This window comes from Pseudoxanthomonas sp. 134C1 (genome assembly GCF_057773065.1).
Window position 1 is genome coordinate 312,817 of the sequence record NZ_JBYMTH010000001.1, and the last position, 23,355, is coordinate 336,171.

20 protein-coding genes and 1 pseudogene are annotated in these 23,355 nt (G+C 68.0%); 10 read left to right on the plus strand and 11 right to left on the minus strand.

Going from position 1 to position 23,355, the window contains the following annotated elements; all coding sequences use genetic code 11:
- Positions 1–15: 15 nt before the first annotated feature.
- From AC3DEZ_RS01415 to AC3DEZ_RS01440, 6 genes are all read right to left on the minus strand, one after another.
- The gene (locus tag AC3DEZ_RS01415; RefSeq protein WP_488386607.1) at positions 16–1,053 is read right to left on the minus strand and encodes an MlaA family lipoprotein; all 1,038 of its coding nucleotides are present in this window, start codon (positions 1,051–1,053) and stop codon (positions 16–18) included.
- A 31-nt stretch (positions 1,054–1,084) separates the two neighbouring features.
- A complete protein-coding gene (locus tag AC3DEZ_RS01420; protein WP_488386608.1) occupies positions 1,085–1,393 on the minus strand; it encodes an STAS domain-containing protein in 309 nt (102 codons plus the stop codon).
- Positions 1,368–2,027, minus strand: a complete 660-nt coding sequence (locus tag AC3DEZ_RS01425; protein ID WP_488387031.1) for an MlaC/ttg2D family ABC transporter substrate-binding protein — start codon at positions 2,025–2,027, stop codon at positions 1,368–1,370. The genes AC3DEZ_RS01420 and AC3DEZ_RS01425 overlap by 26 nt, the downstream gene beginning before the upstream one ends.
- Positions 2,028–2,035: 8 nt before the next feature.
- A complete protein-coding gene (gene mlaD / locus AC3DEZ_RS01430) occupies positions 2,036–2,569 on the minus strand; it encodes an outer membrane lipid asymmetry maintenance protein MlaD (RefSeq protein WP_488386609.1) in 534 nt (177 codons plus the stop codon).
- Positions 2,570–2,573: 4 nt separating this feature from the next.
- Entirely contained in the window at positions 2,574–3,326 is a 753-nt protein-coding gene (locus AC3DEZ_RS01435; protein WP_447104040.1) for an MlaE family lipid ABC transporter permease subunit, read from the minus strand.
- Positions 3,327–3,552: 226 nt separating this feature from the next.
- Entirely contained in the window at positions 3,553–4,344 is a 792-nt protein-coding gene (locus AC3DEZ_RS01440) for an ABC transporter ATP-binding protein (protein WP_488386610.1), read from the minus strand.
- A 198-nt stretch (positions 4,345–4,542) separates the two neighbouring features.
- Between AC3DEZ_RS01440 and recC the strand changes: the two genes are divergently transcribed.
- The 5 genes and pseudogenes from recC to AC3DEZ_RS01465 all read left to right on the plus strand — a co-directional run bounded on the left by recC (position 4,543) and on the right by AC3DEZ_RS01465 (position 15,138).
- Positions 4,543–7,884, plus strand: coding sequence for an exodeoxyribonuclease V subunit gamma (gene recC, locus AC3DEZ_RS01445; RefSeq protein WP_488387032.1), 3,342 nt, complete (start codon positions 4,543–4,545; stop codon positions 7,882–7,884).
- Positions 7,881–11,585 (plus strand): exodeoxyribonuclease V subunit beta, encoded by a 3,705-nt coding sequence (gene recB, locus AC3DEZ_RS01450; RefSeq protein WP_488386611.1) that lies wholly within the window; start codon positions 7,881–7,883, stop codon positions 11,583–11,585. The genes recC and recB overlap by 4 nt, the downstream gene beginning before the upstream one ends.
- A complete protein-coding gene (gene recD, locus AC3DEZ_RS01455) occupies positions 11,582–13,675 on the plus strand; it encodes an exodeoxyribonuclease V subunit alpha (RefSeq protein WP_488386612.1) in 2,094 nt (697 codons plus the stop codon). Before recB ends, recD begins: the two co-directional genes overlap by 4 nt.
- A gap of 34 nt (positions 13,676–13,709) precedes the next feature.
- Positions 13,710–14,773, plus strand: a pseudogene (locus tag AC3DEZ_RS01460) (virulence RhuM family protein).
- Between the two features lie 14 nt (positions 14,774–14,787).
- Positions 14,788–15,138 carry a DUF2200 domain-containing protein gene (locus AC3DEZ_RS01465; protein ID WP_488386613.1) on the plus strand — a complete coding sequence of 117 codons (351 nt, stop codon included), beginning with the start codon at positions 14,788–14,790 and terminating at the stop codon, positions 15,136–15,138.
- Between the two features lie 39 nt (positions 15,139–15,177).
- Here the strand turns inward: AC3DEZ_RS01465 and AC3DEZ_RS01470 are convergent, their stop codons facing one another.
- Together AC3DEZ_RS01470 and AC3DEZ_RS01475 are read right to left on the minus strand one after the other, a co-directional pair.
- Positions 15,178–16,686, minus strand: coding sequence for a serine hydrolase domain-containing protein (locus AC3DEZ_RS01470; protein ID WP_488386614.1), 1,509 nt, complete (start codon positions 16,684–16,686; stop codon positions 15,178–15,180).
- 204 nt (positions 16,687–16,890) lie between these two features.
- Positions 16,891–17,319, minus strand: a complete 429-nt coding sequence (locus AC3DEZ_RS01475; protein ID WP_488386615.1) for a hypothetical protein — start codon at positions 17,317–17,319, stop codon at positions 16,891–16,893.
- Positions 17,320–17,477: 158 nt separating this feature from the next.
- On the opposite strand from AC3DEZ_RS01475, the gene AC3DEZ_RS01480 reads away from it, so the two are divergent.
- The 5 genes from AC3DEZ_RS01480 to AC3DEZ_RS01500 all read left to right on the plus strand — a co-directional run bounded on the left by AC3DEZ_RS01480 (position 17,478) and on the right by AC3DEZ_RS01500 (position 20,698).
- On the plus strand, positions 17,478–18,341 hold the full coding sequence (locus AC3DEZ_RS01480) for a type II toxin-antitoxin system RelE/ParE family toxin (RefSeq protein ID WP_488386616.1): 864 nt from the start codon (positions 17,478–17,480) through the stop codon (positions 18,339–18,341).
- Between the two features lie 82 nt (positions 18,342–18,423).
- Entirely contained in the window at positions 18,424–18,636 is a 213-nt protein-coding gene (locus tag AC3DEZ_RS01485) for a ParD-like family protein (RefSeq protein ID WP_488386617.1), read from the plus strand.
- Complete coding sequence (gene map / locus AC3DEZ_RS01490; protein WP_488386618.1) at positions 18,633–19,409, plus strand: type I methionyl aminopeptidase; 777 nt, start codon at positions 18,633–18,635, stop codon at positions 19,407–19,409. The genes AC3DEZ_RS01485 and map overlap by 4 nt, the downstream gene beginning before the upstream one ends.
- 149 nt (positions 19,410–19,558) lie before the next feature.
- Positions 19,559–20,011: a DUF4259 domain-containing protein gene (locus AC3DEZ_RS01495; RefSeq protein WP_488386619.1), complete on the plus strand. Its 453-nt coding sequence runs from the start codon at positions 19,559–19,561 to the stop codon at positions 20,009–20,011.
- Positions 20,012–20,086: 75 nt separating this feature from the next.
- Positions 20,087–20,698 carry a DUF1294 domain-containing protein gene (locus tag AC3DEZ_RS01500; protein WP_488386620.1) on the plus strand — a complete coding sequence of 204 codons (612 nt, stop codon included), beginning with the start codon at positions 20,087–20,089 and terminating at the stop codon, positions 20,696–20,698.
- 271 nt (positions 20,699–20,969) lie between these two features.
- On the opposite strand, the gene AC3DEZ_RS01505 is transcribed toward AC3DEZ_RS01500, so the two are convergent.
- The 3 genes from AC3DEZ_RS01505 to AC3DEZ_RS01515 all read right to left on the minus strand — a co-directional run bounded on the left by AC3DEZ_RS01505 (position 20,970) and on the right by AC3DEZ_RS01515 (position 23,265).
- Positions 20,970–21,620, minus strand: coding sequence for a glutathione S-transferase family protein (locus tag AC3DEZ_RS01505; protein WP_488386621.1), 651 nt, complete (start codon positions 21,618–21,620; stop codon positions 20,970–20,972).
- A gap of 126 nt (positions 21,621–21,746) precedes the next feature.
- The gene (locus AC3DEZ_RS01510) at positions 21,747–22,718 is read right to left on the minus strand and encodes an AraC family transcriptional regulator (protein WP_488386622.1); all 972 of its coding nucleotides are present in this window, start codon (positions 22,716–22,718) and stop codon (positions 21,747–21,749) included.
- Between the two features lies 1 nt (position 22,719).
- Positions 22,720–23,265, minus strand: coding sequence for an OsmC family protein (locus AC3DEZ_RS01515; RefSeq protein WP_488386623.1), 546 nt, complete (start codon positions 23,263–23,265; stop codon positions 22,720–22,722).
- Positions 23,266–23,355 lie beyond the last annotated feature (90 nt).

Here is a 23,355-nt window from a genome sequence, read left to right on the forward strand (position 1 = left end):
TGCAGAAAAGTGGCCTCAGCCGCCCGGAGTGATCTGCGGCATCGGCATCGCGTTGGCCGGAACGGTCGGATCCGGATCCTCGTCGTTGAGATAGTCCGGCAGCGACTTGTCCTCGTCCTGCGAGCGCGTGCCTTCGATCTGGTAGGCGCGGCGCTGCATCCACGAATCGCGGACCAGGGTGTAGTCGTCGACCGCGCCTTCGCGAAGGCTGTCCAGCGACAGCAACTGGGCGCGGGTGTCGACCAGATTCAGACCCTGCAGGAAGATGCGGGTCTTGTCGTTCTCGATGTAGCGGACCGGGCTGAGCGGTATGTCGCCCGCCAGGCCGAACACGTCGCGCACGGTGCGCGGGCCGAAGAACGGCAGTTCCACGTAGCGCGATTTCTTCCAGCCCCAGACACCGAGGGTCTGGCCGAAATCCTCGCTGCGGCGGGGCAGTTTGGCGTCGGAGGCCGGATCGAAGATGCCGCCGATGCCCAGCGTGGAGTTCAACAGGAACCGGCCCAGCGCCTGGCTCGCCTGCACGGGGCGACCCTGCAGCAGGTGATTGATGGCGGCCAGCGGCTGGGTCAGGTTGTCGAAGAAGTTGCTGACGCCCAGGCGCATCGGGCGCGGCACCACGTTCGAGTACGCGCGCGCCAGCGGCCGAGCGACGCCGCGGTCCACCGCGTTGTTGAAGCGATGCACCTTGCGGTTGAACTTCTCCCAAGGGTCGTACACCACCGGCGAGGACACCGCGGCGGGCAGGGTGGGATCGGCGACGCTGCCACCGTAAATGGCGGCAAAATCGTCCTCTGCGCTGGTGGCGGGCGCATCTCCGGCGACGGCGACCGATGCTTCCACCGGTGCAACGTCGGTGGTCGCTGTGTCCGGAGTCGTTCCGGTGGCGACCGGCGCGGTCTCGACCGGAGTCGTGGATGCCGCCACGCCGCCATCGATCACGGTGGATCCGGCGGTGGAATCGGAGGCTGGGGCCACCGGCTTCGGCGCCGACGCGCAGGCCGTGGCCAGCGCGGCGAACAGGAGCACGGTGCAGAGTCGGAAGGTGTTCATCCCGTTTCCTTGGAATCTCGGGGGGAGAGGGTCAGACCGGGAACTCCAGTCCCGGCGTCAGGCGGTACGCGGCGCACAGATCGGTGAAGCCGGCGGGCTGGCCTTCGATGGCCACCGCGCCGCCGGACGCGCGCATCTGCGCGGCCAGTTCGGCCAACAATGCCAAGCCGGCGCTGTCCACGGTAGTGACATTGGTCAGGACGATGCGTTGCACGCCGGTGGTCCTGGCCAGCTGCGGCCACAACGCGACCGCCGCGGCGCGATCCAGCGCGCCGCGGAAGACCAGCGCGTCGCCCTCGCGGGCGACGCCGGCGTCACTTCTTGCCGCTGGCGTTGGCATTGGTCTGCAACTTGCCGGCACGCAGGTCGGCGGCGACCTGGCTGATCGACTTCTGCCGCAACGGGGTATCGAACTGGGTCTTGAAGGTCTGCACGAACGAAACGCCCTCGACCATCACATCGAACACCTTCCACTTGCCGCCGGCCTGGCGCAGCAGGTAGTCGATCGGAATCGGCTCGCCGTCCGGACGCAGCATTTCGCTGGCGACCTTCACGCCACGGCCGCCGGGCAGCGCGGATTCGGACTTCACCCGCACCTTCAGCTGGGTGTTGAAGTCCAGCAGCGCCGAACCGTAGCGGGTCATCAGGCTGTCGCCGAGCGCGTCGGCGAAGGTCTTGATGTCGGCGTCGCTGGCGCCGCGACCGTGGATGCCCAGCACCAGCCGGGCCGCGTACTCGCGGTCGAACAGGTTGTTGAACTCGCCGGACACGTACTGGCGCAGCGTGGCCGGATTGGCCTTGAACTCGGCGCGGCGCTTTTCCAGCGTACCGATGATGCGGGAACTGTTGGTCAGCACCACCTGGCTGGCCGAGCTGGGCGCGGCCTGGGCGGTGGCGGTCTGCGCGCTGGCGATCAACGGCGTCGCGGCAAGCAGCGCGGAGGCCAGGGCGAGCGGGAGGAGGGAGCGTTTGATGATCGTTTTCATGGCTGGGGTTGTTCTTCCGTCGGTTGTGCGGGCGGAGCGATTTCTTCGCCGGCGTTGCTGCCGCCGGCACCGCCGCCGCCGCTGAACATGTATTTGCCGGCCAGCTGGAGCAGATCCACGGCTGGCTGGGTGAAGGCGATTTCCTCGCCCGGTTTCAGTACTTCGGGATCGCCGCCGGGCGAGAGGCCCACGTAGTTCTCGCCCAGCAGGCCGCTGGTGAAGATGCCGGCGGAGGTGTCGGCGGGCAGATCCTTGAACTTGGAATCGAGCGACAGGGTGACGAGGGACTCGAACTTGACCGGATCCAGCTGAATGTCGGCCACCTGGCCGACCACCACGCCGCCGATCTTCACCGGCGCCTGTTTGCGCAGCTGGCCCAGGTTGGTGAAGCGCGCCTTCAGCTCGTAGCTGCCGCCACCGATGCCGAAACGCTTGTTGGTGGAAGCGATCGCCAGCACCAGCAGCGAGGCCAGGGCCAGCAGCAGGAAGGCGCCGACGGCGAATTCGAGACGGGGTCCACGGACGGCCATGGCATCAACTCCGGAAAAGCAGGGCGGAAAGGACGAAATTGAACATCAGCACCAGCAGCGAGGCGTTGACCACCGCGCGGGTGGTCGCCACCGAGGTGCCTTCGATGGTCGGTTCGGCGTGGTAGCCCACGTAGGCCGCGACCAGCGCGCTGGTGCCACCGAACACCGCCGACTTCAGCAGCGCCACGCCGAAGTCGTCCCACAGATCCACGCTGTTCTGCAGCGCGGACCAGAACGTGCCGTTGTCCAGGCCCAGCACGTGCACGGCTTCGAAGTAGCTGGCGCTGATCGCCAGGCTGCAGAAGAAGCCGGTCAGCAGCGGCACGGTCAGCACCGCCGCCCAGAAGCGCGGCGCGACCGCCTTGGCGACCGGATCGATGGCCATCAGTTCCAGCGCCTTGATCTGATCGGTGGCGCGCATCAGCCCCAGCTCGGCGGCGATCGAACTGCCGGCGCGGCCAATGAACAGCAGCGCGGTCAGCACCGGGCCCAGTTCGCGATACAGCGACAAGCCCAACAGCGTCGACAGCGCGTCGGAAGCCCCGAAGGTGGTCAGCGTGCGATAGCCCTGCAGGGTCAGCACCAGGCCCACGAACGCGCCGCCGACCGCGATGATCGGCAGCGAACGACCGCCGATCTTGTAGATCTCGCGGGTCAGTTCGGCGAAGAAATCGCGGGTCGGTGCCGACGCGCGGAACACCGACAGCGAAAACAGTCCCGCGCGGCCGAGCGAACGGGTGGCGGCAACGAACGGCATCAGTGAATCCTCCCCTTGGGCAAAAGTCCCTTCCCCCGCGTGCGGGGGAAGGTGCCCGAAGGGCGGATGGGGGCAAGCGCGAACATCTGGACGAGCACCTTTTCGCCTTCGCCCCCACCCCAACCCTCCCCCGCGTTGCGGGAGAGGGAGCTGTTCATGGGCGCCGCAAACCGGCCGCGCGCGAAGCCGGCTTCGATTCCCGATTCCCGATTCACGACTCCCCGCTTCAAGCCGCTTCCCCCACGCGCTTGATCGCATCGAACGCGATCGGGCCGTCCGGCTCGCCGCGCAGGAACTGGCGCACCAGCGGATCGGCGGTGTTCTCCAGTTCGGCCGGCGTGCCGGTGAACACCAGGCCGCCGTTGGCGATCACCAGCGCCTGATCGGCGATCGGCAGGGTTTCGTGGACGTGGTGGGTGACGATGATGCTGGTCAGCCCCAGGGTGTCGTTGAGGCGCTGGATCAGGCTCATGATCACGCCGCTGGCGATCGGGTCCAGGCCGGTCAGCGGTTCGTCATAGATCATCAGCGGCGGGTCCAGGGCCAGCGCGCGGGCCAGCGCGACGCGGCGGGCCATGCCGCCGGACAGCTCGCGCGGATACAGGTCGGCGGCGGCGCGCAGGCCGACCGCGTTCAATTTGAATTCGACCAGGCGCCGGATCAGCGGCGCGGCCAGCCGGGTGTGGGTGCGCAGCGGCAGCGCCACGTTCTCGGCCACGGTCAGATCGGTGAGCAGGCCATTGCCCTGCAACAGAACGCCGATACCCTTGCGCATCTCCAGCAGCGCGTGGCTGCGGCGCGGCACGGCTTGTCCGAACACTTCGACCTGGCCCGCAGTCGGCGGCAATTCGCCGGTCAGCGCCGCCAGCAGCGTGGACTTGCCGCTGCCGCTGGGGCCGAGCACGGCGGTGATGCTGCCACGCGGCACCGTCAGCGCGATGTCGCGCAGGATGGCGCGTCCGCCGCGATCGAGGCGGACATCGGACAGGCGCACGGCGGGTGTGTCGGCGGATGTCATGGCGGGCGGGCGCTTAACGGAAAAGCAACGAGGAAGCTTCGCGGCTGGCGGCTGAACAAAACCGAACTGGCCGGTACAGGTATTGTGCCGGAAACCCATGCGCAAACGCCGGCCCCGGACGGGAAACACCATCCCGAACCGGCGATGCGTACCGTGCTCGCCTCGGCGACCGCGGCCACGCTGCGGCAAGATAGCCGGATGCCCGACGCCGCCACGCCCGACTTCCGCCTCTATCACTCCAACTCCCTGGATGTCCTGGCGGGCCTGCTGGCGGACGAGCTGCGTCGACCCCTGCCCGACCAATCCCTGCTGACGCCGGAAGTGGTGCTGATCCCGCAGGTGGCGATGCGCCGCTGGCTGCAGGCCACGCTGGCGGCCGAGCATGGCGTGTCCGCCAACCTGGAGTTCCTGACCCCGGGCGAGTTGGTCGCCCGCGCGCTGGCCGCCAACGTGCTGGGCGAGAGTGACGACCTGGACGCCGCCGGTCTGCGCTGGCGGCTGTATGCCGCGCTGACCGACCCCGCGCTGCTGGCGCGACCGGCGCTCGCGTCGCTGCGCGGCTATCTGGCCGGGGGCGACCCGGTCAGGCCGTGGACGCTGGCGACCGAACTGGCCAGCGTGTTCGAGAAGTACCAGGCCTGGCGCCGCGACTGGCTGCTGCGCTGGGAGGCCGGCGCCGACCCGGACGATCCGCAGGCGCTGTTGTGGCGGCACATCGCCGCCGGCAGCGAGCATCGCGCGCGCCGCATCCAGCAATACCTCGACCGCTTCGCCGGGCCGGCGTCCGCCTTGCCGGACGGCCTGCCGAAGCGCCTGTTCGCTTTCGCCACCCTCAACATTTCGCCCGACGTGCTGCGCGTGGTCGCCACCCAGGCGCGGGCGGGCACCCTGCATTTCTACCTGCCCACGCCGACCCGCGCCTATTGGGGCGACCTGCAGACGCTGGGCGAGCGCCTGCGCGGCGGCGACGCCGATCCGTTCGGCGAGGCGTTGGGCGAGAACCCCCTGTTGCAGGCCTGGGGCGCGGCCGGTCGCGATTTCATGGCGGTGCTGGGCAGCTATGAAGTGGTGCATCCGGCGGGCGAGATCGCCGCCTACGCCGATCCCGCCGACGATGCCGCGCCGACCCGGGCCGAAGGCGGACTGTCCGACAGCCTGCTGCGGCACATGCAGCAGGACCTGTTCCATCGCCGCGCCATTCCCTCCGGCCCGGCGCGCGCCGAGCTGGATCGCCACGATCCCGGCCTGCAGGTGCACGCCTGCCACACCCGCCTGCGCGAAGTGCAGGTGCTGCACGACCAGTTGCGTGCGCTGCTCGACGACAAGCGCTTCGACCCGCCGTTGCAGCCGCGCGAAATCGCCGTGCTGGCCCCGGACATCGATCCCTATGTGCCGTACCTGGACGCGGTGTTCGGTGGCGATGGCCATGGCGACGCGCTGCCGTGGGCGCTGGCGGACACCAGCCCGCTGGCCAGCGAGCCGCTGGCCGAAGTGTTCCTGCGCCTGCTGGATCTGCCGGTCTCGCGGTTCGGGCTGGACGAAACCCTCGACCTGCTCGCCAGCGCGCCGGTCGCCGAGGCGGCCGGACTCGACACCGACGCCATCGAGCGCGTGCATGGCTGGCTGCGCGAAGCGGGCGCGCGCTGGGGCCTGGATGCCGCGCATCGCGTCGCCGCCGCCGCGCCGGCCGACGATGCCTACACCTGGCAGTTCGCGCTGGATCGCCTGTTGCTGGGCCACGCCAGCGGCGCCGGGGACGACATCGCGGGGGTCGCGCCGTGGGCGCAACTGGAAGGCGGCGCGCTCGACGCGCTCGACACCCTGATTCGCCTGCTGCGCGAACTGGCCCGCCAGCGCCGCGACCTCGGCCAGCCGCTGCCGCCCGCGCAATGGCGCGAACGGCTGCTGCGCCTCCTTGATGCGCTGTTGCCCGAACGTCCGGCCGCGCCGCGCGCGCAACGCGCCCTGGATCGCCTGCGCACCCTGGTCGATCGCTTCGCCCGCGATGCCGAAACCGCCGGCTACGCCGACGAGGTGCCGGCGGAAGTGGTGCGCGCCTATTTCGCGGATCTGCTGTCACAGGCCGACACCCGCGCGCCGCTGCTCACCGGCGGCATCAGCGTGGGCCGGATGGTGCCGATGCGGTTGCTGCCGTTCCGGGTGACCTGCTTGCTGGGCATGAACGATGGCGATTTCCCGCACCGGGACCCGGCCGCCGGCCTCAACCGCCTGACCGCCGAACTCGGCAGCGAGCGGCGCCGCCATGGCGATCGTTCGACCCGCGAGGACGACCGCTATCTGTTCCTGCAACTGTTCGCCGCCGCCCAGGACGTGTTCTATCTCAGCTACCAGGGCGCGGATCCGCGCGACGGCAGCGTGCGCGAACCGTCCGTGTTGATCAGCGAGCTGCTGGACGCGGCGGCGGCGTGCCACGCGGATCCCGCCGCCGCGCGCAAGGCGCTGGTGGTGCAGCACACGCTGCAGCCGTTCGCGCCCGCCGCGTTCGGTGGCGGAGAAGAGCCGCGCCGCTTCAGCTATCGCGCGCAATGGCGCCCGGCAGCGGATCGCGCCGGCGGCGCGCGCCAGCCGTTGTCTCCGTGGTTCGCCGAGCCGTTGCCTGTGATGGAGCCGGAGGAACCCGATCTGTCGCTGGATGCGCTGCGCCGTTTCTTCGTGGACCCGCAAGGCCAGTTCCTCGCCCGGCGCCTGGGCCTGCGCCTGCCCGAGCCGATCACGGTCGCGGAGGATGTCGAACCGCTGGTCCTGCCCGGAGGCGGACTGGAGCGCGCGGCCCTGCAGCAGGCGGTGGTCGAGGCACTTGATCAGGGCCGGGAAGCCGGGCTGCGCGAACGTCTGCGCGCGCGTGCGCTGTTGCCGTCCGGCGCGCTGGGCGAACGGCAGTTCGAGGCCTTGCTCGCGGAGATCCGTCCATTCGCGCAGGCACGCCGCGAATGGCTGGGAGGAGAGGCCACGACGTCGGAACGCCATGAGGTCGAACTCGACGGCATCCACCTGTACGGACACGTCGCCGATCAGCATCCACGCGGCCTGGTGCGGTTGCGCGCGGATGCGGTCAACGGCAACGCCGCGTTGCGCTGGGGCCTGGACTGGCTGCTGGCCAACGCCGCCGGCGCCCGCTTGCCGCTGGTCCAGTTCCACGACAGCGGCGACGGTCCCGGGCCGCACGTGCTGGAAGCGCTGGACGAAAGCCAGGCGCGCGCCGCGCTGCGCCAGTTGCTTGCCCTGCAGGCGCAGGGCCTGCGCGAACCGCTGTGGTTCGCGCCCTATACCGGCTGGGACATCTGGAACGCCGAACCGGAGAAGCGCCGCACCGTTGGCTGGAAGCGTTGGCACGGCGACGGCAACGGCGGCTGGGCCGAAGGCGAGGGCGAAGCGATCCGGCTGGCGCTGCGCGGCCGCGATCCCTTCGCCAGCCAGGCCGACTACCAGCGGTTGGAGCAGATCAGTCTGCGCATCTACGATCTGGTGCGCCGGGGCCACGCGCGCGCCGATGGCGGGGAAGAAGGGGAAGCCGCATGAGCGCACCCGATCCCGCCGGCAATCCCTACCTGACCCGCGCGCTGGATGGCGTCCAGCTGATCGAGGCCAGCGCGGGCACCGGCAAGACCTACACGCTCGCCACCCTGTTCACCCGCCTGATCGTCGAACAACGCCTGCGCATGGGACAGGTGCTGGCGGTGACCTATACCGAGGCGGCCACCCAGGAACTGCGCAAGCGCATCCGCGAACGGCTTGCGCTGGCCGCGCAACTGGTGGACACCGACGCCGGTGACGGCGACAGCGCCGAAGTCGCGCTGACCCGCCGCATTCTTCAGCGCCACCTCGCCCGGGGCGGGGAAACGCCCGATCAGCTTGCCCGCCGCCTGCGCATCGCGGCGGAGGAAACCGATCTGGCCGCCATCTTCACCATCCACGGCTTCTGCGCCCGCGTGCTGCGCGAGCATGCGCTGGAAACCGGGCAGGGTTTCGATGCGGTCGAACTGCTCGGCAACGCGCGCGAGCTGCATGCGGAAGTCGCCGCCGATCTGTGGCGCGTGCATGCCGCGGGCGCGATCGATGCCGACGCGCTGACACGCCTGTGGAATGGCCCGGATGCGCTCGCCGCGGATCTGCCGGCACTGTGCGGGCCGCTGCCACTGTATCCGCAGCCACCGGTGGAAACGCCGGGCGACGACGCGCTGTCCGGTCTGACCGGCGCCTGCGAGCGCCTGGCGGCCGGCATCGCCACGCAGGGCGATGCGTACTTCGCGGCCGTGCTGGCGGCGGTCGGCGGCGGCGTGCTCAACAAGACCTCGTACAAGCCCGACTGGTTGTCCGCCCTGCAACGCCAGCTGCGCCAATGGAGCGAGCGGCCGGATCCTCTGGCCGAGCTGGACGAACGCATCGCGCGGCTCACCCACGAGGCGTTGGCGGCCAAAACCAACAAGGCCCATGCCGACAAGACCCCGCTTTCGCCGTTGCAGCCGCTGATCGCCGACTACCTGCAGGCGCTCGATCGCTGCGCGCGCTGGCGGCGCGACCAGGCCATCCGCCTGCTGCACCGTCTGCGCGGCGAAGCACGCCAGCGCCTGGACGCGCTCAAGCGCACCCGCCGCGTGCGGACCTACGACGATCTGATCGAAGGCGTCGCCGAGGCGCTGGAGGGTCCGGACCGGCAGACATTGGTGGCGCGGCTGCGCGCGCAGTACCGGGTCGCGCTGGTGGACGAGTTCCAGGACACCGACGAACGCCAATGGCGGATCTTCGCGCGCGTGTTCGGTGATTCCGACGAGGTGCGCGCCATCGGCGATACGCCGGCGTTGTTCCTGATCGGCGATCCCAAGCAAGCCATCTACGGGTTCCGTGGCGGCGACGTGGACACCTATCTGCTTGCGCGCGGCGTGGCAGACGAAGCGCCGCGGCTGGCCCACAACTTCCGCTCGCGCCCGGCGGTGCTGCGCGCCATCCAGGCGATGTACGACGGCGCCGATGCCACCGGCCAGGACGCCTTCGCCCATCCCGGCATCCGTTTCGAACCGGTGCGGCCCGGCGACAAGCGCGCCGATACCGATCACCTGCGCGACAACGCGCCCGCACCCGCGCTGACCCTGCGCCTGCTGCGCAGCGAAGAGGGCCAGCCGCTCGGCGCCGATGGCTCGCGCGACGCCGCCACCGCGGCCTGCGTCGCCGATATCCATCGCGTGCTGGGCGACGCGCGTCAGGGCCGCGCGCTGATCGACGGACATCCCGTGCAGCCGGGCGACATCGCGGTGCTGGTACGCAACCACAAGGACGCCACCCGCATGCAGCAGGCGTTGGCGCGCGCCGGCGTGCCCGCGGTGGCCGCCGGCCGCCAGAGCCTGTTCGAGACCATCGAGGCCGGCGAGTTGCGCACCCTGCTGCTCGCGCTGCTGCAGCCCGCCGACAGCGGTCGCCTGCGCGCCGCGCTGTCCACCGTATTGCTCGGCGAGGACGCCACCGCGATTGCCGCGCTGGAAATCGAAGGTGACGCGCAGCGCCATCACCAGGCCCGGTTGCTGCACTGGCGCGAGCGCTGGCAGCGCAGTGGTCCGCTGGCGCTGGTTTCCGATCTTTGCGCCGAACAGGCCGGACGCCTGCTGGAACTGGTCGACGGCGAACGCCGCATGACCAACTACCTGCAACTGGGCGAACAGTTGCAGGAGGCCGCTGCGCGCACGCTCGGCCTGCACGGCCTGCTTGATTGGTTGCAGGCACGCATCGCCAACGCGGATCCGGACGACGAGACCCAGCTGCTGCGGCTGGAGTCGGATGCGCGCCGCGTGCAGATCGTCACCCTGCACAAGAGCAAGGGCCTGGAATATCCACTGGTGTACCTGCCCTTCACCGGCATCGGCACCCGCCGCCCGGACAGCGGCCGCTATCGCGTGCTGCATGAAGGCGGCCACCGCGTGCTGCTCTGGCGCATCGACAAGGACGACCCCGCGTGGAAGGCCGCCGGCGACATCGCCCGGCAGAACGCCGAAGCCGAGGACGCGCGCCTGCTCTACGTCGGTCTCACCCGCGCCGAACATGCGCTGTGGATCGCGGCCGGCGATCTCGCGGACATCGGCAAAAGCCGGTTGGCGCCGTTGCTGGCCGGCATGGCCGTGCCGGGCGACCACACCGATGTCCGCATCGTCGAAGGCCCGGCCGAACCACCGCCGCCACGCCTGCCGTCCGAGCACGAAACCGCGGTCGCGCCCGCGCGCACCGCCACGCGCCGCATCGCCGCCGACTGGTGGGTCTACAGCTTCACCCAACTGGCGCATGCGGAAGCCGGAGGCGATCCGCTCGCCGCGGCGACCCAGGCCGATCCCGGCGGCGAGGATGAAACCCCGGCGTCGGATCCCGACGCGCCCGCCACCGCATCCGCGCTTCCCGTCGCCGCCGACCCGCGCTTCGCCGGCAGCCGCTTCGGCGTGGTCATGCACGCCGCGCTGGAAAACGCCGACTTCGCCGCCTGGCGCGACTGGCGCCCGGACGACGCCGCGCCCGTCGGGCAGGATCGCGTCATCGCCGATGCGCTGCGCGCAGGCGGTTATGCCGAAGCTGACATCGCCGAGGGCCTCGACGTGCTGGTCCCGCTGATCGGCCACACTCTCGGCACGACGTTGCCGGAAGGCGTGCGCCTGGTGGATCTGCCCGCGGATGCGCGTCGCGCCGAAATCGAGTTCCACTTCGCCATGACCGCCACGCCGGTGCCCGCGCTGCTCGCGCTGCTGCATCGCCATGGCGTACTGCGCACGCGCAGTGCGTTCGGTGCGCGCCAGCGGCTGGAAGGCCTGATGACCGGCCTGATCGATCTGACCTACCACCATGACGGCCGCTGGTACGTGCTCGACTACAAATCCAACCAGCTGCCCGGCTACGACGCCGCGGCCATGCAACAGGCGATGGCGCACAGCGAATACGATCTGCAGGCGTTGATCTACACCCTGGCCCTGCACCGCTGGCTGCGTTTCCGCCTGGGCGACACCTACGACTACGCACGCGATTTCGGCGGCGTGCGCTACCTGTTCTGCCGTGGTCTGGACCTGTTGCAACAGCCTTCGCCCGGTGTCCACGCCCAACGCTTCGATCCGGAACTGGTCCACGCCCTCGATGCGCTGTTCGCCGGTGCCGCCCACCCTGCGCGGGATCCGCTCCCTCGCCCGCCAGCGGGGGAGAGCCGGGGCGGGGGCAACCCGGATACCCACCAGGCCCCGGGTAACCGCGCATGACCACCGCCCACCTTCTCAACGCCCTGTGGCTCGGCGGCCATCTGCGTACCCTCGATCACGCGCTTGCCCAGAGCTTGCGTCGCCTGGATCGCGAGACCCCTGATGACATCCTCGCCGCCGCCGCGCTGGCCTCGCTCGCCGTGTCCAAGGGGCACGCCGGACTCCTGCTGGCGCAACCGCGGGCGCTACTGGAGACGGATGCCGACATCGCCTGGCCGGAAGCGGAAACATGGGCGGCAAGTCTGGCGGCGTCGCGTTGGGTCGCCGCCCCGGATGATCCTGTCGCCGTTGCCGATCCGCACGCGCCCCTGGTGCTGGAACAGGGACTGCTCTACCTGCGCCGCTATCGCGAATACGAGCGCCAGTTGGCTGAGGGGCTGCGGCGTATTGCGGCGCACCGGATCGATGGGGGGGATGTGTCTGCGCTCGATCCCTTGTTTGCCCGACTGTTCCCGGATGCCTCCATCCCAACCCGCCCCGGCCAGGCGCAGCACGCCGGGCGTTCGGATCATCCACGCGGCAGTGCCGCGCAAACGGATGCTCCACACCCCCCGCAGGCGGGGGAAGGGCCCAGGGCGGAGCGGAACCAGACGCTTCCTTTGTTCGCAGAGGAACACTTCAAAACCAGCGCCATCGACGAGTCCCTTCCCCCGTCCGCGGGGGAAGGTGCCCGAAGGGCGGATGGGGGCAACGCGATCCTCGATCACCAGGCACTCGCCGCCATCCTCGCGCTCCAACATTCCCTCCTGCTCGTCACCGGCGGTCCCGGCACCGGCAAGACCACCACCACCGCGCGCCTGCTGGTGCTGCTCGCCGCGCAGGCCCGCGGTGCGGGCCGCGCGCCGCCACGCATCGCCCTGGCCGCACCCACCGGGCGGGCCGCCGAACGCATGGCCGAAAGCGTGCGCCATGCCGTGCAGGCGCTGGCCGCTGCCGGCATCGACGCCGACCTGCTGGCCGCACTGCCCAGCACCGGCACCACCCTGCATCGCCTGCTTGGCACGATTCCCGACTCGCCGCGCTTCCGACACGACGCCGATCACCCGCTGCCGTTCGACGTCGTGGTCGTGGACGAAGCCTCGATGATCGATCTGCCGCTGATGGCCAAGCTGGTCGACGCCGTCGCCGACGGCACGCGGCTGGTGCTGCTGGGTGATCCGGATCAGCTCCCGTCGGTGGAAGCCGGCGACGTCCTGTCCGCCATCCTCGGCGCCGCCATCGACGGCAACCATCCCCCTGAACCCCGTCATCCGCATCCCGATGGCGCCGACGCGGGTTTCGGTTCGGATACCCAGGCCAGCTTCCCCGCCGTCCGCGTCCACCTCCAGCGCGGCTGGCGCCAGAGCGAATCCCTGCAACTGGCCCCGCTTGCCACCGCCGTGCGCGACGGCGACGCCGATACCGCGCTGTCGCTGCTGCGCGCCGGCCAGCTCTCCAACGTCCACTTCCATGAAAACCTGGAAGATCCACTTCAGGGCCAACAGGACAGGCTGCTCACCCATTGGCGCGCACTCGCCACCGCTCGTTCGCCGGCCGAAGCCCTCGCGCTTTCCACCCGCCTGCGCATCCTCACCGCGGTGCGTGAAGGTCCGCAGGGCGCGCGCACGCTCAACGCCCGCATCGAGCGCCTGCTGCTGGAAAGCCAGGGCGCCGGCCTGCCACGCCCCGGGCAATTTCATTTCCACGGCCAGTTGCTCATCGTCACCGAGAACAGCTATCGCCATCGCCTGTTCAACGGCGACATCGGCATCTGCCTGAAGGACGAACAAGGCACGCTCGCCGCCTGGTTCCCCGGCGACGATCCGGAACAGCCACGCGCCTTCCATCCCGCCGCGCTGCCCGCGCACGAGTCCGCCTTCGCCATGACCGTGCACAAGGCCCAGGGCTCGGAATTCGATACCGTCTGGCTGCTGCTTCCCGCACGCGGCAATCGCGTGCTCTCGCGCGAACTGGTCTACACCGGCATCACCCGCGCACGCCGCGAACTGCATCTGGTGGGCGGCGAAACGGTAATCCGCGAAGCGCTGGCGAGGCACGCGAGCCGATGGTCGGGGCTGGGGTGGCGATTGGGGGCGGAGGGACTAACCTGATGGGCGTTTGCAAAGAAGCTTGCACGGAGGTGGCATGAAGTCGCAGGATGCAGAAGGACCCACATCGGAATTGCTGTTGTACCGCACCGAAGACGAGAAAACCCGTATCCAGGTGCGGCTGGACGGGCAATCGGTATGGCTGACGCAACGTCAGATCGCGGATCTTTTCGAGGTGACGGTCCCGACGGTCAACGAGCACTTGTCGGCCATCTACGAAGATGATGAGCTTGAACCTGAACGAACTATTCGGAAATTTCGAATAGTTCAAAACGAAGGACAGCGTCAGGTCCGTCGCCAGGTGGACCATTACCATCTCGAAGCCATCCTCGCGGTCGGTTATCGCGTCCATTCCGCCCGCGGCACCCAGTTTCGCCAATGGGCCACCGCGCAGCTCTCCGAGTATCTGGTCAAAGGCTTCGTCATGGACGACGCCCGCTCAAGGATCCGGGAGGTTGGGACTATTTTGATGAGCTGCTGGCGCGCATCCGCGATATCCGCGCGTCGGAGAAGCGCTTCTACCAGAAGGTTCGCGACCTCTTTGCCCTCAGCGTGGATTACCGCGACAGCGAGCAGCAGGCGTCGCTGTTCTTCCAGCAGGCGTCGCTGTTCTTCGCCGAAGTCCGGAACAAACTGCTGTATGCGGTGACCGGCAAGACGGCCGCCGAACTGATCATCGCGCGTACCGACCCCGGCCAGCCCAACATGGGGCTCAACGCCTGGGAAGGCAATCGCGTCCGCAAGGCCGACGTCATTGTCGCCAAGAACTACCTCACCGCCGACGAGATCGATTCGCTCAATCGCCTGGTGGTGATATTCCTTGAACAGGCGGCACTTCGGGTCAAGGATCGCAAATCGCTCACCCTCGACTACTGGCGCGAGAACATGGACAAGCTGCTGGCCTTCAATGATCGTCCGGTCCTGGAAGGCGCCGGTGCGGTCAGCCATGCTTCAATGAAGACGTTGGCATACGAGCGTTGCGACCAATTCTCCGCCCAACGGCGCAGCACGGAAGCGACGATGGCGGATGCGGAGGATCTGCGGGCACTGGAAGCAGCGGAGAAAGCACTCAAGATCCGTGCAAAAGGAAAGCATCCCTGACAGAGGAAATCCCGATGCGCCTTGAAAAAGTCTTCGCAATGAAATTCTCCAGCGTGTATCCGCTGTACATCGCGAAAGTGGAGTCCAAGGGGCGGACGAAGGAGGAGCTCGATCAGGTCATCCGCTGGTTGACCGGCTACGACGAAGCGGGATTGCGCAAACAGATCGAAACCGATCCCAGTCTCGAATCATTCTTCGCGGACGCGCCGCAGCTGAATCCCAACGTCACGCTGATCACCGGCGTGGTGTGTGGCATCCGGGTGGAGAACGTCGAGGATCCGCTCATGCGGAAAATCCGCTACCTGGACAAGCTGGTCGATGAGCTGGCGAAGGGCAAGGCGATGGAGAAGATCCAGCGGAAGTGAGCCGCGCCGGCATGGCGGCGCGGCGGGTTCCATCGGCGGTCACTCTGCCGCGACGCGCGCCAGATCCGCCCAGTACGGGAACATCGCCATGCTTTCGGACGTCTTGCGCCAGGCGACGATCTCGCCGTCGATCCGGTCGCCACGCAGTTTCAGCGCGAGCGACAGCTGGTCCAGGCGCTCGCGGCGCGTGTCGGGACTGCCGATGTCGCCCTTGACCTCGCCCGACACCAGTCCGTCGATCAGGCCGAAATCGGCGATCGGGTTGGCGGGGCCGTCGCCTACCGAGAGCGTGGCCTTGCCATCGTCCGACACCGTGAGCACGACCGGCAGGCGCTTGCCCTGGGCCAGCAAGGCGCCACGCCAGGTGCCGCGGTAGTCCCGCACGGGTTGCAGCGGCAGCAACGGCGAGTTCGCGGGCCGGGGCAGGGTGGTCCAGTCGGGCACCACCGTCTTCAGCAGCCGGTCGCGCACGTCGCCGATGAAGCCGGGCGCACCGCGCTGATTGCTGAGCACGATCACGCCCGCGTTGGCGGAAGGCACCAGCACGAACTCCGCGTTCACGCCCGACTGTCCGCCGCCGTGATGCAGCACGCCGATGCGTCCGGGTTCGTTGTAGATCTCCCAGCCCATGCCGTAGTGGAAGTGGGGTGCAACGAGCATGGCGGGGCGATGCAGCTCGTCCAGCCGCGCCGGCGAGAGGATGCGCGCGGACGCATCCAGCCCTTCGCCCCCCAGGTGCAGCATGGCGAAGCGCGCCAGATCGTGCGCGCTGGCATACAGCTCGCCGGATCCGGGCGTCGCGGTCAGGTAGAACGGCAACGGCTTGCCGTCGTCGGCGTAGCGGACCGCCATCTCGGCGCGTCGCGACCGATCGGTGTCGAAGAAACTGTCCTTCATGCCCAGTGGCAGCAGAATGCGATCACGCAGGAAGGCACCCAGTTCCTGTTGCGATTGCCGCGCGACGATTTCGCCGAGGATGCCCATCGCCAGGTTGGAATATTCGTAGCGCTCGCCGACCGGCGCGATCAGGTGGCCGTAGTCGCGGACCAGTTCGGGAATGGTCGGCTGCTTTCCGGCCCCCCCGTCCGGATACATCGCGAAGAACGTGGGCAACCCCGACGAATGGGTCGCCAGCCGGCGCACGGTGGCTTCGCGCGAGGGTCCGTTCGCGTCCACGATCTTTTCCGTGCCCAGGTAATCGTTGGCGGGACGATCCAGATCCAGCTTGCCTTCCGCGGCCAGCAACATCAGCGAGGTCGTGGTGAACGGTTTGGTCGTCGATGCCACCGAGAACGCGGTATGCGACGTCGCCGGCGTGCGTGCGCTGCGATCCGCCCAGCCGAAACCCTGCTCCCAGACGATCCTGCCGTCCTTGACCAGCGCCACCGATACGCCGGTGAGCCGGCCGGCGGCGATTTCCTTCTCGATATCGGCGCGGATCGATGTGTAGGCATCCGGCTGCGCGGCGTCGGCGGCGAATGCCGCCGGGACCCACAGCGCGGCGCTGAGAAGGAGGCAGAGCAGGCGAAGCGTGCGTGCTGTTTTCATGGGCGTCTTCCGTATGCGCGATCGTTGACGATGGGATGCGAGGACGACCGTGGAGGTTTAAGCGCGGAGCGATATCGCGCCACCGGCGCACTACCTGAACATGGTCGGGCCTGCTTCGAGATGAGGGGCGCGCGGCCTGGCGCGGAGAACAACGATGCGCAGGCGTGCCGCCACCGCGCCGGCGCCTCCCGGGCACGTCGGCGGCTAACCGGAAGTTTCCTGATCGATGGGTTCGACGATGATGCTTGCGTTTGCCTTGACCAGATCCGCCTGCCCGGAAACGGGAGCGGTTCCGTCGATGGAATAGGACCAGTTGATCCAGTGCCTGCGATCCGGAGTAGGGCATAGGGTCCGGACAAACACGTTGTCCATCGCTCCGGGCCCAAGCGGGACTTCGTAGAGGCGGATGAAGGGCAGGGTGCCGGGACGCCAGGTGCTTTCGGGGGCGAAGTCATCCGGATCGGGCCGTTCGAAGCCCGAACCGTAGAACGACTTGATCAACACGGTGACCGGTTGGTGCGTGTGGTTTTCCACTCGAACCGTCTCTCCGCAACTGGTCGCCTGCGCCGTGCCGCAGACAGCCAGCGCCAACAGGAACGAGATGCCCGCACATCGGGTCCGCAATTCGGTCATGGTGGCAAGCCGTCGGCCGGAAGGCATGAATCCTAAGCCAATCCCCGCCGATGGGGAGCCGTGCCCGGCTCCGCTCGGGTTACGATGCGGCACTTCCCACGTCGCCCGCTGTCGAACCCGTCCATGAAGGCCCGCACCCCCGACGCATCCACGGCGGCATGAGCAAACTGACCCGCGTGAAGACCTGGGCCGCCCCCAGGGTCGAACGCCTGCAATCATGGATCGCCGGGCTCGCCAGCGCGCTGCTGCATCTGCTGATGCTGCTCATCCTGCTGTACTCCTCCAAGCCCACGGTGACGACGCCGCAGAGCGCCGCGGGCGGCAGCCGGGTGCGGGTGGATTTCATCGGCGAGCCGAACCAGTCCGACAACCCCGTGGAAGCGCCGCCGAGCCCGCCGCCCACGCGCCCCCCCGAGCCCATTCCGCCGCCACCCGCCGCCTCGCGCGTCCAGTCCACGCTGGTCGACCGGTCCGACAATCCGTTGCCGCCCGACGGATCCGTCCCCTCGGACAGCCGGAGCGCGCGACGCGTCCCGCGTTTCGCCCAGCGTCCGAGTGAATCGCCGCCGCAGCCTCCCAGTCCCTCGTCCTCGGCGCGGCGCCGCCCCGAAACCTGGACCGGCCGGCCACCGGGCCTGATCGCCGAAGACCTGGCCCCGGAGAACGCGGGACTCAGCAACAGTCCCGCGATCCGCAATGGCCGTGGGCGCGATGCCGCCGCCAACGGGCCGAGCATGGAACTGGGTGGCTACCTGGTCTACTACGACGTACTCAGCGAGGAACGACTGCGTGCATGGGCCGCCCAGGGTATGAAGGAACTTTCCATCCCGCTGCCGGGAACGCGCTACTACATGGTCTGCCCGCTGGAGATCGCGCTCCGGCGCGGCTCCGGCAAATGCCGCGCGCTGGATCCGGACTCGCCGGAAATGCAGGCCATCGGCGATGCCCGCCAGGCCGTCACCATGCTGCAGGTCTACAAGCAGGGCGAGCTGGTCTGGCGGGGGCCGGGGCCGTATCGGTGAATGTCGAGGTGTCGTGACAGGGTTGGCAGGGATTGTACGAAACATATATGATTCGTATACTCCTTCCCGGCCGGACATCCCCATGGGCATCGTCAACATCGATGACGACCTTCACGACCAGCTGCGACGCGCCTGCACGGTGAGCCATCGCTCCATCAATGCGCAGGCAAACTTCTGGATCAAGGTCGGCATGCTCTGCGAAACCAATCCGGAACTCAGCTTTCAGGAAATCGTCGCCAACGAACTCCGTGCCGCGGGAGTGAAGCCACGGCCGCTGCGCGCGACGCGCACGTGATCAAGAGTCACGCCGAGATCGCGTTGATGGCCGAAGCCGGTACGCTGCTGGCCCAGGTATTCGACGCGCTGGGCCGGATGCAGTTGGAGGGCAGGAGCACGCTGGCGATCAACGAATTCGTCGAACGCCTGATCGTCGATGAACTGAAAGCGCGCCCCGCCAGCAAGGGACAGTACGGATTCCCGTACGTGCTCAATGCCTCCATCGATGATGTCGTCTGCCATGGCATGCCGTCGAAGGATGACGTGCTGCGCGCCGGCCAGATCGTCAATCTCGACATCACCCTCGAGAAGAACGGCTACATCGCCGACTCCAGCACCACCTATCTGGTGGGCGAAGTCGCCTATCCGGCGCGGCGGCTGGTTGCGACCGCCTATCGCGCCATGTGGCAGGGCATCGCGGCGGTGCGTCCGGGCGCCCGGCTGGGCGACATCGGCCATGCCATCGCGCGTTGCGCCAAAGCGCATGGCTACAGCGTGGTGAAAGAGTACTGCGGCCACGGTATCGGCCGCGAAATGCACGAAGACCCGCAAGTGCTCCACTACGGCAGGCCGGGAACCGGCCTGGAACTGGAGGAGGGCATGGTGTTCACCATCGAACCCATGCTCAATGCCGGCCGGGCGGCCATTCGCTCCCGTCCGGACGAATGGCCGGTGTACACCCGCGACCGCAAGCTGTCGGCACAGTTCGAACACACCGTGGCGGTGACCCGGACCGGTGTGCGGGTGCTGACCTTGCGTTCCGGAGAGACGCCGCCGTGTGCGGTGGACTAGCCCTTCTCTGGAATCCGTCCGAAACTTCGGCATGGCATGAATTGAACCAACGCACGAACCGGAAGTTGACTGGCCGAATGCTGTGCAGGTGGGTGGCTATACTGGGGCCTTCGAGCACTTGGGGAGCCCGCATGCCAGGCCGACACGCCATGAAAGCAGTTTTCGCAATCCTCTGCTTGCTTCTGGCGAATCCAGGTTTCGCGGGGACCTGGGGCCTCGGTCAGTTCGAGAATGATCAGGCGCTGGACCTTTCTTCCAATTGGGCCGAGTCGGGTTCTGTCGCCGACATAAGGAAGGCGTTGGACGCCGTGCACAAGGCCACCTACATAGACGCATCGGAGGCGGTCACGGCGTTGGTCGCCGCGGAAGTCGTGGCTGCTTCCCTGGGAAAGCCGGGCAAGGATCTTCCTCAAGATCTCGGATCCTGGATAGAACGGCAGCCCGCAAGTGAACTCCAGGCACTTGAGCCACTTGCACGTGCGGCCATCTCCAGAATCACCTCGCCCAGGAATTCCGAGTTGTACGAGCTATGGGGAGAAGAGGATGTCGCAGAGTGGCTGGCAACCGTAGCCGAACTCGATGCGCGGTTGGCACAGCCCTAAAAGGAAATGCACACGTTATCGGCAGAACGCCGACTTCCAGCTCCTAGATCCACCCGCCAGCGGCAGGGAGTTTCCATGAGACGTGCAGGGCGCATCACCGAATGGAATGACGAACGCGGATTCGGCTTCGTCGTGCCCAGTGGCGGCGGCGACCGGGCCTTTGTTCATGTCAGCGAATTCCAGCGTAGTTCGCGGCAGCCGGTGGTCGGCGACTTGATCTCCTATGAAACCACGCGGGACGCGAGGGATCGTCTGAACGCGAGGACCGTTCGCTTTGCCGGACAGAAGATCGCGGCGCCGGTAAACAGCCTGCGGCTCCCGGGTTGGCAGATTGCGCTGGCCTTCTTCTCGCTGTTGGTACTTGCCACTTACTTCGGAAAGACACCCATCCTCGTTGTCCTGATCTACCTCGCGGCCGGTCTGGTGTCATACATGATGTACTTTCTGGACAAGGCCGCCGCGGAAAAGGGCTATCGCCGCACACGAGAGTCGAGCCTGCATCTGATCGACGTGTTGTGCGGCTGGCCCGGTGGCCTTGTTGCCCAGCAGCAGTTCCGGCACAAGACCGCCAAGGCCCCGTTTCAGCGGATGTACTGGCTGACCGTCCTCCTGAATCTGGGAGGTGTCGCCTGGCTGGCCGCGAGCGGCAAGGCGCAATGGTTGTCCGACGTCCTGTTGGGTGGATGATTGACGGTTTTGAGCTTGACGGCTTCAACCATCAGAACGCGATCGAAAGGTTGCGAACGGAAACTATCGACGACAAACGCCTTGCGGTAGCGCACGACGCAGTCTATGGCCTGGACTGTGTCTTCGAATGCCATTCCGTATCCGTGCCAGGCGTGGAACCTGGAATCCCGCCGCATAGCGTCTATCTCGCCTGAGGGCGTCCGGAACAACGGATTCTTGGCGAACAGCGCTTCCTTTCCGGAATCCGCTTGTCGTCCCGCACGTGCCATCCTCACCCCGCCTGCGACGCCTCGAATACCGCCAACTGCGCCGCGAACGCCCGCTGATATGCCGGCCTCGCTTCGCCCCGCGCCACGTAGGCGGCCAGGTTCGGATACTCGTCCACCAGATTCGAACTCCGCAGCCGTTGCAGCACCGAAATCATCAGCAGATCGCCGGCGCTGAAGGCGCCATCCAGCCAGTCGGCTTCGCCCAGACGCGCGGAGAGCTGTTCCAACCGGGTACGGACGCGCTGCTCGATCATGGCGATACGCGGTTCGAACCACGGTTCGCGGCTCTCGAAGATCCTCATCATCCCGTGCTCGACGATGGGCGGTTCCATCGTGCTGACGGCGGTGAACATCCAGGTGATCGCGCGTGCGCGGCCGTCCGCGTCCTCCGGAAACAGGCCGGGATGGCGCTCCGCGATGTGGAGCACGATCGCGCCCGAATCGAACAGCGTCAGCTCGCCTTCCTCGTAGGTCGGAATCTGACCGAACGGCTGCAACGCCAGATGCGCGGGCTGTTTCAGCGCGCCGAACGACAACAGCCGTACGTCATAGGGTTGGCCGGCTTCTTCCAGCGCCCAGCGCACGCGCACGTCGCGCGACAGGCCCTTGCCGCGGTCCGGCGAACTTTCGAAGGCGGTGATGGTGGGGCTCATGGCAGGACTCCGGGTGATTCCGCTGGTGGATGATCGTCCAGGCCAGGTTTCCGGCCTTCATGAAGTAGACGAACGAACAGGCGGGGGATCGACACATCGCTGAAAACAGCCCCGGATACCAGCACCTCATCCCGCCATCGAATGCGCCACCAGATTCCGCCGCCACGCCGCTGGCGGCAGGCCGTACTCGCGCCGGAACGCGCGGCTGAACGAGGTGTCGTTCTGATAGCCGACTTCTTCGGCCACGCGCGCCAGCGGGGTGTTGCCGCAACGCAGGAGATTGGCGGCCATCACCATGCGCCACTGGGTCAGGTACTGCATCGGCGAAGTGCCGACCAGTTGCTGGAAGCGTTCGGCCAGCACCGAGCGCGAGGTGCCGGCGGCGTGCGCCAGCTCGGCCAATGTCCAGTCGTGACACGGCTTCCGGTGCAGCGCGTTCAACGCGGCGCCGACCACGCGATCGCCCAGGCCGGACAACCAACCGGCGTGGTTGTCCGACTGGTGCACGTACTGGCGCAGCACTTCGATGAACAGCAATTCCGCCAGCTTGGCGAGCAGGCCGGCGCCGCCGGGACGCGGCGCCTTCGCCTCGGCCAGCGCGTAGCTCACAGAAGATTCCAGCCATTGCCCGGCGTCCGAATCGCGCAGGCTCACCCGCACCACCGGTGGCAGGCCGTTGAGCAGCAGCTTCGCCAGGCGCGTGTCGCAGGCCAGGTAACCGCAGACGATGCGGGTCGGCGCGCCGCCGCCGCCGTAGGCCAGCCGGCGCGGACGCGCGGACAGCAGCTTCTTCAGATCCACCGCGCCGCGCGGTGGCGGCAGCCCGGCGTGCGAGGTCATGCGATGCGCGCAGCCGGTGGGAAACAGCACCACGTCGCCGGTATGCGCGCGCAGCGGTGCCATGCCATCCATCTCCACCAGGCAATCACCCTCGGTGATCAGATGGAAGATCACGATCTGTTCGGCCGACGGCGCCAGCCATGGCGCGGCCAGCGAGGCCTTCGGCGACTGATAGCACCACGGCGCGCTGAAGCGCGCATTGACGAAGAACGCGCCCGACATCTGCACCACGCGCAGGATTTCCGACAGCGCATCCATCTCAACCGGCCTGGCCTTCGCCCACGCGCACCTCCACCGTCACCGGCGGGTGCCGCAGCAGCGCGTCCATCATCGGCGAACGCTTCATGCCGTCGTCCACCAGCTGTCGCAGCCGCGTGTCGTCCACGCCGTCGGCCTGAATCCGCACCTCCACCCGCAACCCCAGCGGACCCGCCGGAATCGGCGTGCCGTCCACTTCGCGCATGCCCAGCACGCCGCGCGTGTCGGACTCGCTGCCCACCACCACTTCCAACGCATCCAGCGCGATGTCTTCGCTCGCCGCGACCATCGCGATGACGGTCGCCGCGCAGGCCGCGATGCCGGAGCGGAACAGCCAGCCCGGTGAGACACAGTCGCCGCTGCCGCCCAGTTCGGTCGGCATGTCGGTGTCCATGTTCACGCCCAATGCGTGGTGCGAGGTGATGCGGGTGCCACCGCGCCAACTTGCGCGCGCGGAAGCATCGTCGTGCACGCCCCTGTCGGGACGGCGGGTCAGTACCGTCACGGCCCGCTCCATGGCCTGTGCGATAGCGCTGGTGTTGTTCATGTTTGTGTGTTCTCCGGCCACGGCATCGTGGCGACGGGGATTCTGACGAGCTAACGCGGCGCGACAGGCCATGCGGCCACGCGTCCGGAC

What these genes read in the sequence shown, in the direction of transcription:
- AC3DEZ_RS01485 (WP_488386617.1), top strand. Translation starts at nt 18,424, where the DNA reads ATGGGCATCGTCAACATCGATGACGACCTTCACGACCAGCTGCGACGC.
- AC3DEZ_RS01475 (WP_488386615.1), bottom strand. Translation starts at nt 17,319, where the DNA reads ATGACCGAATTGCGGACCCGATGTGCGGGCATCTCGTTCCTGTTGGCG.
- AC3DEZ_RS01465 (WP_488386613.1), top strand. Translation starts at nt 14,788, where the DNA reads ATGCGCCTTGAAAAAGTCTTCGCAATGAAATTCTCCAGCGTGTATCCG.
- AC3DEZ_RS01420 (WP_488386608.1), bottom strand. Translation starts at nt 1,393, where the DNA reads ATGCCAACGCCAGCGGCAAGAAGTGACGCCGGCGTCGCCCGCGAGGGC.
- AC3DEZ_RS01500 (WP_488386620.1), top strand. Translation starts at nt 20,087, where the DNA reads ATGAGACGTGCAGGGCGCATCACCGAATGGAATGACGAACGCGGATTC.
- AC3DEZ_RS01435 (WP_447104040.1), bottom strand. Translation starts at nt 3,326, where the DNA reads ATGCCGTTCGTTGCCGCCACCCGTTCGCTCGGCCGCGCGGGACTGTTT.
- recB (WP_488386611.1), top strand. Translation starts at nt 7,881, where the DNA reads ATGAGCGCACCCGATCCCGCCGGCAATCCCTACCTGACCCGCGCGCTG.
- AC3DEZ_RS01495 (WP_488386619.1), top strand. Translation starts at nt 19,559, where the DNA reads ATGAAAGCAGTTTTCGCAATCCTCTGCTTGCTTCTGGCGAATCCAGGT.
- AC3DEZ_RS01510 (WP_488386622.1), bottom strand. Translation starts at nt 22,718, where the DNA reads ATGGATGCGCTGTCGGAAATCCTGCGCGTGGTGCAGATGTCGGGCGCG.
- AC3DEZ_RS01480 (WP_488386616.1), top strand. Translation starts at nt 17,478, where the DNA reads ATGAGCAAACTGACCCGCGTGAAGACCTGGGCCGCCCCCAGGGTCGAA.
- recD (WP_488386612.1), top strand. Translation starts at nt 11,582, where the DNA reads ATGACCACCGCCCACCTTCTCAACGCCCTGTGGCTCGGCGGCCATCTG.
- recC (WP_488387032.1), top strand. Translation starts at nt 4,543, where the DNA reads ATGCCCGACGCCGCCACGCCCGACTTCCGCCTCTATCACTCCAACTCC.
- AC3DEZ_RS01470 (WP_488386614.1), bottom strand. Translation starts at nt 16,686, where the DNA reads ATGAAAACAGCACGCACGCTTCGCCTGCTCTGCCTCCTTCTCAGCGCC.
- AC3DEZ_RS01515 (WP_488386623.1), bottom strand. Translation starts at nt 23,265, where the DNA reads ATGAACAACACCAGCGCTATCGCACAGGCCATGGAGCGGGCCGTGACG.
- AC3DEZ_RS01415 (WP_488386607.1), bottom strand. Translation starts at nt 1,053, where the DNA reads ATGAACACCTTCCGACTCTGCACCGTGCTCCTGTTCGCCGCGCTGGCC.
- AC3DEZ_RS01505 (WP_488386621.1), bottom strand. Translation starts at nt 21,620, where the DNA reads ATGAGCCCCACCATCACCGCCTTCGAAAGTTCGCCGGACCGCGGCAAG.
- mlaD (WP_488386609.1), bottom strand. Translation starts at nt 2,569, where the DNA reads ATGGCCGTCCGTGGACCCCGTCTCGAATTCGCCGTCGGCGCCTTCCTG.
- AC3DEZ_RS01440 (WP_488386610.1), bottom strand. Translation starts at nt 4,344, where the DNA reads ATGACATCCGCCGACACACCCGCCGTGCGCCTGTCCGATGTCCGCCTC.